Source organism: Microvirga flocculans ATCC BAA-817 (assembly GCF_000518665.1).
In the GTDB taxonomy this organism is placed as follows: Bacteria; Pseudomonadota; Alphaproteobacteria; order Rhizobiales; family Beijerinckiaceae; genus Microvirga; species Microvirga flocculans.
Window position 1 is genome coordinate 291787 of sequence record NZ_KI912469.1, and the last position, 15021, is coordinate 306807.

General features: G+C 65.5%; 18 protein-coding genes. 13 read left to right on the forward strand and 5 right to left on the reverse strand.

All coding sequences use genetic code 11. The features are described from left to right. Positions 1 to 44 precede the first annotated feature (44 nt). From L879_RS0119565 to L879_RS0119595, 7 genes are all read left to right on the forward strand, one after another. On the forward strand, positions 45 to 287 hold the full coding sequence (locus L879_RS0119565) for a twin-arginine translocase TatA/TatE family subunit (protein ID WP_027317574.1): 243 nt from the start codon (positions 45 to 47) through the stop codon (positions 285 to 287). 75 nt (positions 288 to 362) lie between these two features. After that, the gene (gene tatB, locus L879_RS0119570) at positions 363 to 938 is read left to right on the forward strand and encodes a Sec-independent protein translocase protein TatB (protein WP_027317575.1); all 576 of its coding nucleotides are present in this window, start codon (positions 363 to 365) and stop codon (positions 936 to 938) included. Next, positions 935 to 1738: a twin-arginine translocase subunit TatC gene (gene tatC, locus L879_RS0119575; protein ID WP_027317576.1), complete on the forward strand. Its 804-nt coding sequence runs from the start codon at positions 935 to 937 to the stop codon at positions 1736 to 1738. The genes tatB and tatC overlap by 4 nt, the downstream gene beginning before the upstream one ends. Positions 1739 to 1833: 95 nt before the next feature. Further along, positions 1834 to 3195, forward strand: a complete 1362-nt coding sequence (serS, locus tag L879_RS0119580) for a serine--tRNA ligase (RefSeq protein WP_027317577.1) — start codon at positions 1834 to 1836, stop codon at positions 3193 to 3195. 1 nt (position 3196) lies between these two features. Beyond that, positions 3197 to 3958, forward strand: a complete 762-nt coding sequence (gene surE / locus L879_RS0119585; protein WP_027317578.1) for a 5'/3'-nucleotidase SurE — start codon at positions 3197 to 3199, stop codon at positions 3956 to 3958. Between the two features lie 16 nt (positions 3959 to 3974). Then, entirely contained in the window at positions 3975 to 4658 is a 684-nt protein-coding gene (locus L879_RS0119590; RefSeq protein ID WP_051435460.1) for a protein-L-isoaspartate O-methyltransferase family protein, read from the forward strand. Positions 4659 to 4808: 150 nt separating this feature from the next. Further along, positions 4809 to 5834 carry a M23 family metallopeptidase gene (locus L879_RS0119595; RefSeq protein WP_245265274.1) on the forward strand — a complete coding sequence of 342 codons (1026 nt, stop codon included), beginning with the start codon at positions 4809 to 4811 and terminating at the stop codon, positions 5832 to 5834. 84 nt (positions 5835 to 5918) lie between these two features. Here L879_RS0119595 and L879_RS0119600 read toward each other — a convergent pair whose 3' ends face one another. Then, a complete protein-coding gene (locus L879_RS0119600; protein WP_035460194.1) occupies positions 5919 to 6806 on the reverse strand; it encodes an ATP-binding protein in 888 nt (295 codons plus the stop codon). 211 nt (positions 6807 to 7017) lie between these two features. On the opposite strand from L879_RS0119600, the gene yajC reads away from it, so the two are divergent. The 5 genes from yajC to L879_RS0119625 all read left to right on the forward strand — a co-directional run bounded on the left by yajC (position 7018) and on the right by L879_RS0119625 (position 11232). Beyond that, positions 7018 to 7350, forward strand: coding sequence for a preprotein translocase subunit YajC (yajC, locus tag L879_RS0119605; RefSeq protein WP_027317582.1), 333 nt, complete (start codon positions 7018 to 7020; stop codon positions 7348 to 7350). Between the two features lie 87 nt (positions 7351 to 7437). Next, the gene (gene secD, locus L879_RS0119610; protein WP_027317583.1) at positions 7438 to 9045 is read left to right on the forward strand and encodes a protein translocase subunit SecD; all 1608 of its coding nucleotides are present in this window, start codon (positions 7438 to 7440) and stop codon (positions 9043 to 9045) included. Positions 9046 to 9057: 12 nt separating this feature from the next. Continuing rightward, on the forward strand, positions 9058 to 9996 hold the full coding sequence (secF, locus tag L879_RS0119615) for a protein translocase subunit SecF (protein ID WP_027317584.1): 939 nt from the start codon (positions 9058 to 9060) through the stop codon (positions 9994 to 9996). 4 nt (positions 9997 to 10000) lie between these two features. Further along, the gene (locus L879_RS0119620; protein WP_027317585.1) at positions 10001 to 10387 is read left to right on the forward strand and encodes an Mth938-like domain-containing protein; all 387 of its coding nucleotides are present in this window, start codon (positions 10001 to 10003) and stop codon (positions 10385 to 10387) included. Between the two features lie 2 nt (positions 10388 to 10389). After that, complete coding sequence (locus tag L879_RS0119625) at positions 10390 to 11232, forward strand: phytoene/squalene synthase family protein (RefSeq protein ID WP_027317586.1); 843 nt, start codon at positions 10390 to 10392, stop codon at positions 11230 to 11232. Between the two features lie 61 nt (positions 11233 to 11293). On the opposite strand, the gene trmFO is transcribed toward L879_RS0119625, so the two are convergent. Next, complete coding sequence (gene trmFO / locus L879_RS0119630) at positions 11294 to 12712, reverse strand: methylenetetrahydrofolate--tRNA-(uracil(54)-C(5))-methyltransferase (FADH(2)-oxidizing) TrmFO (RefSeq protein WP_027317587.1); 1419 nt, start codon at positions 12710 to 12712, stop codon at positions 11294 to 11296. Between the two features lie 96 nt (positions 12713 to 12808). On the opposite strand from trmFO, the gene L879_RS0119635 reads away from it, so the two are divergent. Beyond that, positions 12809 to 13567 carry a glucose 1-dehydrogenase gene (locus tag L879_RS0119635; protein ID WP_035460281.1) on the forward strand — a complete coding sequence of 253 codons (759 nt, stop codon included), beginning with the start codon at positions 12809 to 12811 and terminating at the stop codon, positions 13565 to 13567. A 68-nt stretch (positions 13568 to 13635) separates the two neighbouring features. On the opposite strand, the gene L879_RS23405 is transcribed toward L879_RS0119635, so the two are convergent. The 3 genes from L879_RS23405 to L879_RS0119650 form a co-directional block, all read right to left on the reverse strand. Continuing rightward, positions 13636 to 13791, reverse strand: a complete 156-nt coding sequence (locus L879_RS23405) for a DUF1127 domain-containing protein (protein WP_084021173.1) — start codon at positions 13789 to 13791, stop codon at positions 13636 to 13638. A 436-nt stretch (positions 13792 to 14227) separates the two neighbouring features. Further along, a complete protein-coding gene (locus L879_RS0119645) occupies positions 14228 to 14638 on the reverse strand; it encodes a four-helix bundle copper-binding protein (RefSeq protein WP_027317589.1) in 411 nt (136 codons plus the stop codon). A gap of 89 nt (positions 14639 to 14727) precedes the next feature. Beyond that, on the reverse strand, positions 14728 to 15012 hold the full coding sequence (locus L879_RS0119650; RefSeq protein ID WP_027317590.1) for a porin: 285 nt from the start codon (positions 15010 to 15012) through the stop codon (positions 14728 to 14730). Between the last annotated feature and the right edge of the window lie 9 nt (positions 15013 to 15021).

The following is a 15021-nucleotide window of genomic DNA, read 5'->3' on the forward strand; positions in this document are numbered from 1 at the left end:
TCTTCATCTGAAACGCCGCGCCCTCCGGGCGCAGGAGGAATGCCATGGGTGGCACGAGTATTTGGCACTGGATCGTCGTAGGTCTGATCGTCGTCCTGCTGTTCGGACGCGGCAAGATTTCCGACATGATGGGCGACGTTGCCAAGGGCATCAAAGCCTTCAAGAAAGGCATGGCGGAGGACGATACCCAGTCCAAGCCCGTGCAGCCCTCCGAGCCCGTTCGGACCATCGACCATCAGGCCGGAGCCGCGACGGGCACCGCCACCACGGATCACAAGGTCGGCTAAGCTGCGGGATGCGCGCCGGGGCATGCGGCGCGCCAGTCTGCGTAAGTACCTAAGAGGCAGGTTCGAGGCCGCGTCATGTTGGACATGAGCTGGGGTGAGATCATGGTGATCGGCGCAGTCGCGCTGATCGTGATCGGCCCGAAGGATCTGCCGAAGGCGCTGCGCACCGTCGGGCAGGTGACGGGGAAGCTTCGCCGCATGGCGGCGGAGTTCCAGGGTCAGTTCAACGAGGCCATGCGGGAGGCCGAGCTTGACGACGTCAAGAAGCAGCTCCAGGGCATGAACGACTCCGTCTCGTCGCTCAACACCAGCTTCAATCCGATCCAGACGATCCGGGACGAGCTCAAGACTACCATCGAAGCCCCTGCGAAGGCTCCGGAGACCGAGCCGCTTCAGGATTCTGCTCAGCCGGTTGAAACCCAGCCGGTTGCGCAGGAGACGCCTCAGGCCGCCACCGACGCCAATGTCCAGGCCGCAATCGAGGGGCGGACGCCCGATCCCGTCGATCCGCTCGTCGAACTGCCGCCTCCGCCCATCGGCGATCCGGCTGCGGAAATTGCCGAGTCCCTCCGCCGCGAGGCCGAGTACGAGGCTCAGCAGGCCGCCCTTGCCAAGCAACTTTCAGAAGAACCGGACGCGAAAGCTCGATGACCACCCCCATTGAAGAGGATGAGGTCGAGGCTTCGCGCGCGCCTCTGATCGAACACCTGACCGAGCTGCGTTCGCGGCTGATCAAGGCTCTGGCCGCGTTCGTCGTGATGTTCTTCCTCTGCTTTGCCGTCGCGAAGTATATCTACAACGCGCTGGTCTGGCCCTATGTGCTGGCGGTCGGCTCGCCCGAAAAGGCGCACCTCGTTTACACCCACGGCCTGGAATATCTCTTCACGCAGATCCAGGTGGCGGCCTTCGGGGCCGGGCTCCTGGCCTTCCCGATCATCGCCATCCAGATCTACAAGTTCGTGGCGCCGGGCCTATACAAGAACGAGCGCCGGGCCTTCGTGCCCTATCTGATCGCGACCCCGGTCCTGTTCACCATCGGCGCGGCCTGCGTCTACTTCATCGCCATGCCGCTCCTCATGCGCTTTTCGGTCGGCATGCAGCAACTGGCGACGGATACGGGGCCCACCATCGAGTTCCTGCCCAAGGTCAGCGAGTACCTGTCGCTGATCATGACGCTGATCTTCGCCTTCGGCATCTGCTTCCAGCTGCCCGTGATCCTGACCCTGCTGGCCAGGGCGGGGATCATCGATTCGGAATTCCTGAAGTCGAAGCGCCGCTACGCCATCGTCATCGTCTTCGTGATCGCCGCCGTCCTGACGCCTCCGGACGTGATCAGCCAGTTCGCCCTTGCAGTCCCCACCTTGCTTCTTTACGAGGCGTCCATCTTCTCCGTCCGGATGGTCGAGAAGAAGCGTGCGGAAGCCGAGGCCGCGCGCGCGGCAGAGGCGTAGGGCCCGAAAGGCTCCAGCCGGCCGCCATCCTTGGCACGATTAAGAGGGCGGCCGTGTTCTCGGGCAAGGCCGCTGACGAAGCAGGTCCTCATCCCATGCACGACATCCGTTCCATCCGCGAGAACCCCGCGGCTTTCGATCAAGGCCTCCGGAACCGGGGCATGGAGCCCTTGTCCGAGCGCCTGATCGCTCTCGACGATGCCCGTAAAGCTGCCGTATCCGCCCTTCAGGCCGCCACGGAACGCCGCAACGCGATGTCCAAGGAGATCGGGCAGGCCAAGGCGAAGAAGGACGAGGCGCGGGCGCAGGACCTGATGGCCGAGGTGGCCCGCATCAAGGAATCGATGCCGCAGCTCGAGGAGGCGGAACGCGCCGCCGAGAAGGCCCTGTTCGAGGTCCTCGCGGCCATTCCGAATATCCCCAAGGAGGACGTGCCGGTCGGCGCGGACGAGCACGGCAACGTGGAGCGCCATCGCTTCGGCACGCCGCGGACCCTGAACAGCGCCAAACAGCATTTCGAGATCGGCGAGGCGCTCGGGCTCATGGACTTCGAGACGGCGGCGAAGCTCTCCGGCTCGCGCTTCGTGGTGCTCAAGGGCGGCCTCGCCCGCCTGGAGCGGGCGCTGGGCCAGTTCATGATCGACCTCCACACCACCGAGCACGGCTACACGGAAGTGAACCCGCCGCTGCTGGTGCGTGACGACACCATGTTCGGCACGGCGCAATTGCCCAAGTTCGAGGACGACCAGTTCTGGGCTTTCCCGGGCAATTCGCTCCAGCAGATCGTGGAGGCCGCTCTCGAAGGGCAGCCGCGCGACGCGATCGCCAAGGCGATCAAGGACACCCGCTACGGCATGATCCCGACGGCGGAGGTGACGCTCACCAATCTCGTGCGGGAGCAGATCCTCTCGGAAGAGGAGCTGCCCCTGCGCTTCACCGCGCTCACCCCGAGCTTCCGCGCCGAGGCGGGATCCGCCGGGCGCGACACGCGCGGCATGATCCGCCAGCACCAATTCGTGAAGTGCGAACTCGTCTCGATCACGACGCCCGAGACCTCGGCCGACGAGCACGAGCGCATGCTCACGAGCGCGGAGAACGTGCTCAAGAAGCTCGAGCTGCCGTTCCGCACCATGACGCTGTGCACCGGCGATATGGGCTTCTCCTCGACCAAGACCTACGACATCGAAGTATGGCTGCCGGGGCAGGGCATGTATCGCGAGATTTCGAGCTGCTCGGTCTGCTCGGACTTCCAGGCTCGGCGCATGAACGCCCGCTACCGCCCCGCCGACGGCAAGGGGCCGCGCTTCGTTCACACGCTCAACGGCTCCGGTCTTGCGGTCGGCCGCACGCTCGTGGCCGTGCTGGAGAACTACCAGAACGAGGATGGCAGCGTCACAATCCCGTCGGCGCTCCAGCCCTATATGGGCGGCCTCACCCGCATCGAGCGACAGGCCTGACATGCGCATTCTCTGCACCAACGACGACGGCATCCACGCTCCGGGGCTCAAGACCCTCGAGGCCATCGCCCGCAACCTGTCGGACGATGTCTGGGTCGTGGCACCCGAGACGGATCAGAGCGGCGTCGCCCATTCCCTGTCCTTGAACGATCCGCTGCGGCTGCGCGAAATCTCGAGCCGGCATTTCGCGGTGAAGGGCACGCCGACCGATTGCGTAATCATGGGCGTCCGGCACCTCATGCAGGACGCGAAGCCCGACCTCGTGCTCTCCGGCGTGAACCGGGGGCAGAACGTGGCGGAGGACGTGACCTATTCCGGCACCGTGGCGGGAGCCATCGAGGGCACCATCCTCGGCATTCCCTCCATCGCCCTGTCCCAGGCCTACGGCCCGGGCACGCGCAATGCACCGCGCTGGCACTGCGCCGAGCATCACGGCCCCAAGGTCGTCCGCAAGATCCTCGAGGCCGGGATCGACAAGGGCATCCTCGTCAACGTGAACTTCCCGGATTGCGAGCCGGAAGAGATCGAGGGAACGGCTGTCGTCAATCAGGGCGAGCGTACCCAGGAACTCCTGCGCCTGGACGAGCGCCGGGACGGGCGCGGCAATCCCTATTTCTGGATCGCCTTCGCGCGCCAGCCCTTCACGCCCGGCAACGGCACGGATCTCTGGGCCATCGCCAACCGGCGCATCGCGGTGACGCCGCTGCGCATCGACATGACGGACGAGCCGACGCTGACCCGCTACGCGCAGGCTTTCGGATGACGAGGGCGCGGGCACGATGAGCCGGGATCCGCCATTCCTGCCCGAGGCGGATATCCGCAGCGAGCAGGCGGCAATCGGTGCCGCATCCTTCATCCTCTCCTTAAGAGCGAAGGGGATCCGCGATACGGCGCTCCTGCGGGCCATGGAGCTCGTGCCGCGGGAGGTCTTCGCCCCGCGCCGCTTCACGGATCTCGCCCGGACCGATGTCGCCCTGCCTCTGCCCTGCGGCCAGACCATGACCGGACCGGCCACGGTCGCGGCCATGCTCCTGGCGCTCGGCGTCCAGCCCGGCCAGCGGGTGCTGGAAATCGGAACAGGCAGCGGCTACGTGACGGCGCTTCTCGCCAAGCTCGGCGCGGAAGTGACCACGGTGGAGCGGTTCAGCACCCTTGCGGAGAGCGCGGCCCAGCACCTCAAGATCGTCCAGACGGAAAAGGTTCGCCTGGAGGTGGGCGATGGGCTGGCCACACGCGTGCGCGAGCGCTTCGACCGTATCCTGCTGAATGGTTCTCACCCGCGGGTGCCGGAAAACCTGATGCCGCTCCTTGGCCCCGGCGGACGCCTCGTCGGCGCCCTTGCGATCGAGGGCGCACCGCGCCTCGTGCGGGTCGAGCGCGGTCCGGAAGGCGAGGTGACGCAGGATCTCGGCGTTCCCTTGCGGATTTCCCCGCTGGTCACCGGGATTGCGGCAACTCTCTGACCGAATCGAAAAAAAGTCGGACAAGGTTACGACAAAGTGCATGCCGTCAACCGTTGCTTAACCTGAACAGGTTTTTAATCGCCCCATCGAGTTGCGTTCGGTTGGGGTTGAGTAATGCGGTTGCGTGTGAGTTCTGAGCATTGGTCTGCGGTGTCTCGGATCGCTCTGGTGGGCTTGATCGGCAGCGTCGCTGCCGCCTGCAGTGCGGATACGTCGCGATTTGCAGAGAATCCCTTCTCCAATCCCTTCGCCTCCAGCGAGCGGATGGAAACGACGGCTTCCGTTTCGCCCCAGTCGCAGGCGGCTCCCTCCTACGCGGCGGCTCCGATGCCGACCGCTCCGGTTCAGGCGCAGGCTCTGCCTCCGGTGCAGCCCCAGCCTCTGTCGCAGCCCAACCGCATCGCTAGCGCTCCCGTTCAGCCGCGCCCCGTTCCGATGGCCCAGACGGCTTCGGTTCAGCCCGCCGCTCAGCCCAAGTTCCGTCTCGTCGATCCCTCCAAGGCGCCTTCGGCAACGACGCCGGTTGCGTCCGCCGAGCCGGTGAGGCGCACCCGTCCCGGCATGAACGCGACGGAGCAGGCCTCCGCGCCGGCCAAGCCCGCTCCCATGCAGGTTGCCGCCGCGACGCAGGAGCCGCTGGTTTCGGCTCCCAAGCCTCTCGTTTCCGCGCCGAAGCCCGTCGAAGATCAGAAAGTCGCGGCTCTCACCCAGCCTGAAGCGGTGAAGCCTGCGGCTCTGCCGCCAGCCCCGGCCCCTGAGACGGCGAAGGCCGCGGCGCCCGAGCCCGAGCAGACTGCCAGCGTCCCGGCGGGCGATTTCCGCTGGCCGGCGCGCGGCCGAGTCATCGCCGGTTTCGGCGCGAATGGCGGCAATGAAGGCATCAACATCGCCGTTCCCGAGGGCACCCCGGTCAAGGCCGCCGAAGCCGGCACCGTGACCTATGCGGGCAGCGAGGTGAAGGGTTACGGCAACCTCGTGCTCATCCGCCACGAGAACGGCTACGTCTCGGCCTACGCCCATAACGGCTCGCTCAACGTGAAGCGCGGCGATCAGGTGAAGCGCGGTCAGGTGATCGCCACGTCCGGCCAGACCGGCAACGTCACCTCGCCCCAGCTCCACTTCGAGATCCGCAAGGGGGCGACGCCGGTCGATCCGATGAAGTATCTCGGCGGCTGACGGCCTGAAGAAATCCGCCGGTTCGGTTCGCCGGGCCGGCAATGGGAGGGGACGGTGGGGCTCAGCCACCGTCCCTTTGCCGTTTCAGAGGGCCTTGCCGAGCCTCCCTGCGAGATCCTGGATGAATTGCCAGGCCGTGCGCCCGGAGCGGGCCCCGCGGGTGGTGGCCCATTCCAGCGCCTCTGCGCGGATGGCGTCGCGGTCGGCCTCGAGTCCCAGATGCTCCACATAGGCGAAGACCATGTCGAGATACTCGTCCTGGCTGCACTTGTGGAAGCCGAGCCAGAGGCCGAAACGGTCGGACAGCGAGACCTTCTCCTCCACCGCCTCGCCCGGGTTGATGGCCGTCGAGCGCTCGTTCTCCATCATGTCGCGGGGCAGGAGGTGGCGGCGGTTAGACGTGGCGTAGAAGATCACGTTGTCGGGCCGTCCCTCGATCCCGCCCTCCAGCACGGCCTTGAGCGACTTGTAGGAGGTGTCGTCCGCATCGAAGGAGAGGTCGTCGCAGAAGACGATGAAACGGTGGGGATCGGCCCGCAGGAGGCTCATGAGCTCGGGCAGGGTCTCGATGTCCTCCCGGTGAATCTCGATGAGTTTCAGGGGGCGGGCGCTTGCGGGCTTCGTGTGGTTGATTTCCGCGTGAACCGCTTTGACCAGGGAGGATTTGCCCATGCCCCGGGCGCCCCAGAGGAGGGCGTTGTTAGCCGGAAGCCCCCTGGCGAAGCGCTGGGTATTCTCCGCCAGCAGGTCACGGACCCGGTCGATGCCGCGCAGAAGGCTCATCTCCACCCGGTTCACCCTCGGGACGGGGGACAGCCTGCGCCCGGCGGCCTGCCAGACGAAGGCGTCGGCCGCCGCGAAATCGGGTTGGGCCGTGGCGGCCGGGGCCAGCCGCTCCAGGGCATCGGCGATGCGCTTCAGCAGGGCCAGGGATTCAGGGGAGGTGAGGTCGGCGGGCATCGGATCTGACATCGAGAAACGGTGGGAAGGTCGTGCTTACCCCAGAATCCGCCCTCCGGTCCATGGAAGAGGGGCTCATGAGGCCGCATGAGGCTTGGGAAAGCCCTCCAACTTCATTGATTTCGCGGAGTCGATGGGTATAGTCCGCCACGCTTTGAATCCCCCATGGCGCGGGTGGGCCTCGGAAAACGCCCGCCACGCGCCTTTATCCATGGAGAGCCGCTTGTTCATTTCACCAGCCTTCGCACAAGGGGCCCCCGCCGGGGGCGGAATGGAGATGATCCTTCAATTCGTCCCGTTCATCCTCATATTCGTCATCATGTGGTTCCTCATCATCCGTCCGCAGCAGCGCCGGGTGAAGGCTCACCAGGAAATGATCAAGAACGTGCGCCGCGGCGACACGGTCGTGACGTCGGGCGGCATCATCGGCAAGGTGACGAAGGTGACCGAGGATTCGGCCGATATCGAGGTCGAGATCGCCGATGGCGTCAAGGTGAAGGTGGCCCGCGCCATGATCTCCGACGTCCGCTCCAAGAGCGAGCCGGTCAAGGCCTGATGAAGACGAAGCCGGCCCGTTCCAGGCGGATGGGCCGGTTCGCCGCAGGTTCCTGCGGCAGAGTATGTGAGAAAGGTTGAGCCGACGATGTTGCGCTTCTCCAAATCGAAGATCATCGCCACCGTGGCGATCATCCTGATCGGTCTGCTTCTGGCGGTTCCGAGCGCGATGGATCGCGAACAGCGTCAGGCCTACCTGAATGCCATCCCGAGCTGGGTGCCGTCCTGGCTCGTTCCGTCCCGCGCCATCGTGCTGGGGCTCGATCTGCAGGGCGGTTCCCACGTTCTGCTCGAGGTCGATGCGCAGGATCTGCTGCGCGGCCAGATCACGCTCTTGCGCGACGACGTCCGCCGTATCCTGCGCGATACCCGCGTTTCGTCGCAGAACGGCATTCAGACCGTTCAGCGCGGCGTGCAGATCCGCGTGCCCGAGGCAGCGGACCGCGAGCGGCTCATGCCGCGCCTGCGGGAGCTCGCCCAACCCGTCGGCAACGCGATGCTGGGGCAGACCGGCGGCAATACCATCGACATCAACACGACCCCCGATGGCGTGATCACGCTGACCTACACGGAGGCCGGCATCAACGAGCGCGTGCGCCGCGCCGTCGACCAGTCCATCGAGGTTATCCGCCGCCGCGTCGACGCGACGGGCACCACCGAGCCCAGCATCCAGCGCCAGGGCGCCGACCGTGTCCTCGTCCAGGTGCCCGGTCTCCAGGATCCGCAGCAGCTCAAAGCTCTGCTCGGCGAGACCGGCAACCTCGAGTTCCGGCTTCTGGCCCAGCCCGGAGCGACGGACGTGGACATGCTGCCCATGCAGGACGCCGGAGGACAGCGGGTTCCCGTGGATCGCCGGGTGATCGCCGAAGGCGGCGACCTGACGGACGCCCAGCCAGCCTTCGACCCGCAGACCCGACAGCCCATCGTCAACTTCCGCTTCAACATCCGCGGCGCCCAGCGCTTCGGGCAGGCGACGACGGAGAATCTCGGGCGCCAGCTCGCCATCGTTCTCGACAACCAGGTGATCTCTGCCCCGACGATCCAGTCGCCCATCACCGGCGGTTCCGGCCAGATCTCCGGCAGCTTCACGGTCGAGCAGGTGAACAACTTGGCCGTCCTGCTGCGCTCCGGCGCGTTGCCCGCCAAGCTCACCATCGTTGAGGAGCGCACGGTCGGTCCCGGCCTCGGGCGCGATTCCATCGAGGCCGGCAAGATGGCCACCTATGTGGCGGCAATCTTCGTGATCATCTTCATGTTCGCGACCTACGGCCTCTTCGGCCTCTTCGCGAATATCGCGCTTCTCGTCCATGTGGGCCTCATCTTCGGCCTCATGTCGGTGCTGGAGGCCACGCTCACGCTGCCAGGCATCGCGGGCATCGTGCTGACCATCGGCACGGCGGTCGACTCCAACGTGCTGATCTACGAGCGCATCCGTGAGGAGGCGCATGCGGGCCGCTCCATCGTGTCCGCCATCCAGGCGGGCTTCGACAGGGCCTTCGCCACCATCGTGGATTCCAACAGCACCATGGCGATTGCCGCCCTGATCCTGTTCTTCCTCGGCTCCGGCCCCGTGCGCGGCTTCGCGGTCGTGTTCATTCTCGGCATCCTGACGACGGTTCTCACCGCCGTGACCCTGACGCGCATGATGATTGCGCTCTGGTATCACTGGATGCGCCCCAAAGCTCTTCCGTTCTAAGGAGTGCGTATCGTGCGCCTCGTTCGCCTCTGGCCCGAAAACTCCCATTTCAACTTCATGCGCTTCAGGCGCTTCTCGTTCCCGCTGTCGGCCGTCATCTCGATCCTGACGGCGATCATGCTCATGACGGTCGGTCTGAATTTCGGCATCGACTTCAAGGGCGGCACGCTCATGGAGATCCAGGCGAAGTCGGGTCAGGCCGATGTCGCTAAAATCCGAGGCACGGCCGAAGGCTTCGGCTTCGGCGAGGTCGAGGTGCAGGAATTCGGCACCGCGGGCGAGGTTTCGATCCGCTTCCCGATTCAGCAGGGCGGCGAGGCCGCGCAGGCCGCCGTGGTGCAAAAGGCGCGCGACACGTTCGGCGCCGAGTACGAGTTCCGCCGTGTCGAGACGGTGGGGCCGCGCGTCTCGGGCGAGCTTGTCCAGTCCGGCACCATCGGCATCGTGCTCTCGGTCATCGCGGTGCTGTTCTATCTCTGGTTCCGCTTCGAGCGGGAGCTTGCGATTGCCTCCATCATCGGCACGCTCCACGATATCGTGCTGACCATCGGCTTCTTCGTGATCACGCGTCACGAGTTCAACATGACCTCGATTGCGGCGATCCTGACCATCGTGGGCTATTCGCTCAACGAGACGGTGGTGGTGTTCGACCGGACCCGCGAGCTGATGCGCCGCTACAAGACGATGCCGGCGGAAGAGCTGTTGAACCTGTCGATCAACCACACCATGTCCCGTACGATCATGACGGCGACCACCACGGCGCTCTCGCTGCTGGCGCTGGTTCTCTTCGGCGGGCAGGCGATCCAGGGCTTCGCGCAGGTCATGCTCTACGGCGTCGTCATCTGTACCTATTCGGCCATCTGCATTTCGTCTCCCATGCTCATCTATATCGGTCTGCGCGGCTCGGAGGCCGTGAAGGTTCCGGAGGGCAAGGCCGCAGCAGCGGAGTAAGGTCATGGGCTCTGGCCGCCTTTACGACGGGTTCCTTCCGGGACGCCATCCGTTCGATGCCTACGGCAATGGCGGCTTCCGCTTCGCGGATATGTCCCATCGCGGCTCCCTGCTCGCGCTGCCTTCGGGGATCATGGCTTGGCCGGTGGCCTCATTGGCCGACCTGACCGATGCGGCGCTCGATCCGATCTTCGCCGAAGGCGACGCGCTTGATCTCGTGCTATTCGGTACGGGCGCTGACATCGCGGCGCTTCCGGCCGCGTTCCGGATGCGCTTTCGCGAAGCGGGGATCGGCCTCGACGTGATGCAGACGGGAGCGGCCGCCCGCACCTACAACATCCTGCTTGCGGAGAACCGCAAGGTCGGCGCCGCCCTGATCGCCGTTCCCTGACGATGACCCAAGCCATTGCCAATTTCGCGCATTGCGAGGCTCTCGTGCGCGAGGCCGATCCGGACCGTTATTGGGCGAGCCTTTTCGCGCCCGCCGACAAGCGTCCGCACCTGCACGCACTCTATGCCTTCAATTTCGAGATTGCCCGTGTCCGCGAGTCGGTTCGCGAGGCCCTCGTCGGCGAGATACGCCTGCAATGGTGGCGCGATGCCCTTCAGGGCGAGGCGCGGGGCGATGTGCGGGCCAATCCGGTCGCTGCGGCGCTCGACGACACCATCGTGCAATTCCGCCTGCCCAGGCAGTCCTTCGTCGATCTGATCGACGCCCGCATCTTCGATCTCTACGACGATCCGATGCCGAGCCTGAACGACCTGGAGGGCTATTGCGGCGAGACCTCGTCCAGTCTGATCCAGCTTTCGAGCCTCATTCTTGCCGCGGGCTCTAATCCCGGAACGGCGGATGCGGCGGGCCATGCGGGTGTAGCCTATGCGATCACCGGTCTGCTACGCGCGTTTCCGATCCATGCGCGGCAGGGCCAGGTCTACGTGCCCGCCGACATCCTGAACCGGCACGGCGTGGTCCGGGAGGACATCGTCACGGGGCGCGGCGGGCCCGGCCTCGAAGGCGCTCTCGCCGATCTGCGCGCCGTCGCCCGCCGACATCTCGATCAGGCGCGCGCCCTGCGGACGACCGTTCCCGATGCCGCCAGGCCGGCTTTCCAGCCCCTTGCCCTGGTCGAGCCTTACCTCAGGGCGATGGAGCGGCGATCATACGACCCGTTCCACACGCTGGTGGACATTCCGCAATGGCGCCGGATCTGGGCGCTCTGGCGTGGGCCGTTCTAGCCTCACGCTACTTATCGTCATCCCGGACGGCAAAGCCGATCCGGGATGACAGCGGAGCAGCTTACTCCGCCGCCGCAGGCAAGGCGCTGCCCGCGAGCCACGCTTCGAGATCGGTGCGCGCCCGGTCCGTCAGCATCTTCTTCTTTGCGATGGCCTTGGCCGAGCCGCGCAGGCGCTTGCCTTCCTCTGCCTTGGGAGCGCTGTTCAGCGGCGGGAAGAGGCCGAAATTGACGTTCATGGGTTGGAAGGAGCGCGGCCCCTCGTCGATGGTCTCGATGTGCCCGCCGGTGATGTGGTTGATGAGCGCGCCGAGCGCCGTCGTATGGGGCAGGGGCTGGATCGGGCGGCCGAGCCGCTCGGCAGCGGCGAAGCGGCCTGTCATGAGACCCACCGCCGCGCTTTCCACATAACCCTCGCAGCCGGTGATCTGGCCCGCGAAGCGCAGGCGCGGCATCGCCTTCAGGCGCAGGGTCGGGTCGAGAAGCTTGGGCGAGTTCAGGTATGTGTTCCGGTGAATGCCGCCGAGGCGCGCAAACTCGGCGTTCTCCAGGCCTGGGATCATGCGGAAGATCTCGGCCTGAGCGCCGTACTTCAGCTTGGTCTGGAAGCCTACCATGTTGAACAGGGTGCCCAGCGCATTGTCCTGGCGCAGCTGTACGATGGCATAGGGCTTCTTGTCGGGATTGCGCGGATCGGTGAGGCCCACGGGCTTCATGGGGCCGTGGCGCAGGGTCTCGCGGCCGCGCTCGGCCATGACCTCGATGGGCAGGCAGCCGTCGAAATAGGGCGTGTTGGCCTCCCATTCCTTGAACTCGGTCTTGTCGCCTGAGATCAGCGCATCGACGAAGGCCTCATACTGTTCCTTCGTCATGGGGCAGTTGATGTAGTCCTTCCCCGTGCCGCCGGGCCCGACCTTGTCGTAGCGCGACTGGAACCAGGCGATGTCCATGTTGATGGACTCGCGATAGACGATGGGCGCGATGGCGTCGAAGAAGGCGAGCGACGTCTCGCCGGTCAGGTCGAGGATGGCCTGCGCCAGAGCGGGCGAGGTGAGGGGGCCGGTGGCGATGATGACGGAGGACCACTCCTCCGGCGGCAGGCCTGCGATCTCTCCGCGCTCGATGGTGACGAGCGGATGCGCTTCCAGCGCGGCCGTCACAGCGGCGGAGAAGCCGTCGCGGTCGACGGCCAGCGCGCCGCCGGCCGGAACCTGATGGGCATCGCCCTTCGCCATGATGAGGGAGCCGAGGCGGCGCATTTCCTGATGGAGCAGACCGACCGCGTTGGTTTCGGCATCGTCCGAACGGAACGAGTTGGAGCAGACGAGCTCGGCGAGACCTTCCGTCTTGTGCGCATCGGTGCCGCGCACGGGGCGCATCTCGTGGAGAACGACAGGCACGCCGGCCTGGGCGATCTGCCAGGCGGCTTCCGAACCGGCGAGGCCGCCGCCGATGACATGGATGGGTTCGATGGTGCTCATGGTCAATCTCCCGAGCGGCTTTGTTGACTCCCTCGGGAGCCCTGGTCAAGCTGAGCCGGTTTACTTTTGGATAGGTTCGAAAAGGCTTTGAACGCCATGCAATCCAGGCGTCCCGTCGTCCTTATTACAGGTGGAAGCCGTGGCATAGGGGCCGCTGTAGCGCAACTCGCGGCCCGTCGCGGTTACGATGTCGCCATCACCTACCGCTCGGAGCGCGAGGCCGCGGAAGACGCTGTCGCTCAATGTCGCGCCGCTGGCGCCGCGGCCACGGCCTGCCAGGGCGACGTCGCCGTGGAGGCCGATGTGGTGCGCCTCTTCGACGAGGCGGAGGCCGCTTTGGGGCCTCTCTCCCATGTTGTCAACAATGCGGGCATTACGGGCAAGTCCGGCAAGCTCGCGGAGGCCTCCGCCGAGACGATCCGCTCCTGCATCGACACCAATGTCATCGGCGCGCTTTGGGTGGCCCGCGAGGCCGCCCGGCGTCTGCCGAAAACCTCCGGCGATGCGGCGAGGACCATCGTCAACATCTCGTCCGTGGCGGCCTCTCTCGGCAGCCCGAACGAGTATGTCTGGTATGCAGCCTCGAAGGGAGCCATCGACTCGCTGACCATCGGGATGGCAAAGGAGCTGGCCCCTCAGGGCATCCGGGTCAATGCCGTCTCGCCCGGCATGACGATGACGGAAATCCATGCGCGCAGCACCCAGGATGCGGGCCGGCTGGAGCGCCTGCGACCCAACATCCCCCTCAACCGGATCGGGGAGCCCGAGGAGATTGCCGAGGCGGTGCTGTTTCTGATGTCGGACGCCGCGTCCTACATCACGGGAGCCAATATCCCCGTGTCCGGCGGGCGATAAGCCCCTTTGAAAAAGCAAACGCCCACCTGGAGGCGGGCGCGGGCCTTTTGTTGCGATGCAACAGAGAATTACGCGGCAGCGTGCTCGCGAGCGATGCTCTCGATCTGGAAGCGGGAGATGCCGAGATCGTCGAGTTCGCGGTCGGAGAGCAGCGAAAGCTCGCGGACGGTTTCGCGATAACGCAGGTAAGCGCGGACTTTAGCGAGGATATAGGACACGAACATGGGAAGCTCCTGATAGTGACCGGCCCCTGTGACCGGTGGCCTTTGGTTCTTGCTTGTGCAGCGCTGATATAATTGTGTGCAGTGCCGAAGAGGAGTGGTAATAATGTAGGTCAGTTATGCTTTAGTAGCATACCGACCTAATGGTCCGTTAATCCTTATGCAAAGCAATCCGTCTGTCGGGCTCAACCGAGGTCGAGGCCGCAAGAAACGCGTGTTTTTCAAGGAATTGGCCGGTTTCGCCGGGCTGGGCCGGATCGATCCCGCCCCGCGCATGCGCCCGGTGGGTGGGACGCCCGCGATAGGCCGAGGGTTTACAATAACGAAAGGTGCCTGAACCGGGGCTGTACCGTACGGATCCGCGCCTCAAAAACGAGAGAGACCGGCAACCGGCCCCTCTCGCGCTCCGGCGATGATGCGGCGATCCAGACCCGCTGCCTCAGTGACGCGCTCCTATGCTGTCCATCGCTTGTCGGCACGCCTGCTCGCAACGGCGGCAGGCATCGGCACAGATGCGGCAATGCTCGTGCATGCCTGCATGACGTCCGCATTCCTCGCCGCAGATGCGGCAGGCTGTCATGCAAGCATGGAGCATCTGGCGGATCACCTCCTCGTTGGAGCCGGTCCGCCGTGTGGCAATCGCGCCGGTGGCCATGCAGATATCCGCGCAGTCCATGTTGAGGCGGATGCATTGGATGAGTTGCGCCACCATCGGCTCGCCCAGGCAGGCATCGGCGCAGGACGTGCAGGTCTGGGCGCAGTCGAAGCATTCCTCGATGCAGCGGATCAGGGCGTCGTTGGTCTTGCCCTTCACGTGCGGATGGGTGCCGATCATCTCATGCGCGTGCATGAAAACCTCCTGTAGGTGGGATCGGGGCATAGGCGGGATGCCTATCGGTCCTTCCAGCCAACAAAAGGGGGGAATGGATGGTTCCGGGTTTACCGACGCAGGTTTCCGACGGCGATGACGGCGCGGAGGGGGCCGTATTCGGTCTGCTTCCGCACGTCGAGTTGCACCCGTCCGCCCGCATGGGTGCTGAAGTTGTCCGCCGCGCGCATGCGGGACGAAGTGACGAGGGAATCCGCGCGGACCGTACCGCTGACCCGCACGCAGGTATCGGAGGCCTGAAGCACGGCGAAGCCGGGCGGGCAGGGCGAGGCCGCCTGGGCCGGGCCTGCCAGCCCGAGGCCGGAAACGATAAGGGCGAAAACGCTGCGCTTCATAACGGCCGC

Bases quoted from the DNA above. Each gene is read 5' to 3' on its own strand.
- L879_RS0119590 (WP_051435460.1), top strand. From the start codon at position 3,975: ATGAGCCGGGATCCGCCATTCCTGCCCGAGGCGGATATCCGCAGCGAG.
- L879_RS0119650 (WP_027317590.1), bottom strand. From the start codon at position 15,012: ATGAAGCGCAGCGTTTTCGCCCTTATCGTTTCCGGCCTCGGGCTGGCA.
- tatB (WP_027317575.1), top strand. From the start codon at position 363: ATGTTGGACATGAGCTGGGGTGAGATCATGGTGATCGGCGCAGTCGCG.
- L879_RS23405 (WP_084021173.1), bottom strand. From the start codon at position 13,791: ATGTTCGTGTCCTATATCCTCGCTAAAGTCCGCGCTTACCTGCGTTAT.
- serS (WP_027317577.1), top strand. From the start codon at position 1,834: ATGCACGACATCCGTTCCATCCGCGAGAACCCCGCGGCTTTCGATCAA.
- L879_RS0119645 (WP_027317589.1), bottom strand. From the start codon at position 14,638: ATGCACGCGCATGAGATGATCGGCACCCATCCGCACGTGAAGGGCAAG.
- surE (WP_027317578.1), top strand. From the start codon at position 3,197: ATGCGCATTCTCTGCACCAACGACGACGGCATCCACGCTCCGGGGCTC.
- trmFO (WP_027317587.1), bottom strand. From the start codon at position 12,712: ATGAGCACCATCGAACCCATCCATGTCATCGGCGGCGGCCTCGCCGGT.
- L879_RS0119625 (WP_027317586.1), top strand. From the start codon at position 10,390: ATGACCCAAGCCATTGCCAATTTCGCGCATTGCGAGGCTCTCGTGCGC.
- secD (WP_027317583.1), top strand. From the start codon at position 7,438: ATGTTGCGCTTCTCCAAATCGAAGATCATCGCCACCGTGGCGATCATC.
- L879_RS0119600 (WP_035460194.1), bottom strand. From the start codon at position 6,806: ATGTCAGATCCGATGCCCGCCGACCTCACCTCCCCTGAATCCCTGGCC.
- L879_RS0119620 (WP_027317585.1), top strand. From the start codon at position 10,001: ATGGGCTCTGGCCGCCTTTACGACGGGTTCCTTCCGGGACGCCATCCG.
- L879_RS0119635 (WP_035460281.1), top strand. From the start codon at position 12,809: ATGCAATCCAGGCGTCCCGTCGTCCTTATTACAGGTGGAAGCCGTGGC.
- tatC (WP_027317576.1), top strand. From the start codon at position 935: ATGACCACCCCCATTGAAGAGGATGAGGTCGAGGCTTCGCGCGCGCCT.
- L879_RS0119565 (WP_027317574.1), top strand. From the start codon at position 45: ATGGGTGGCACGAGTATTTGGCACTGGATCGTCGTAGGTCTGATCGTC.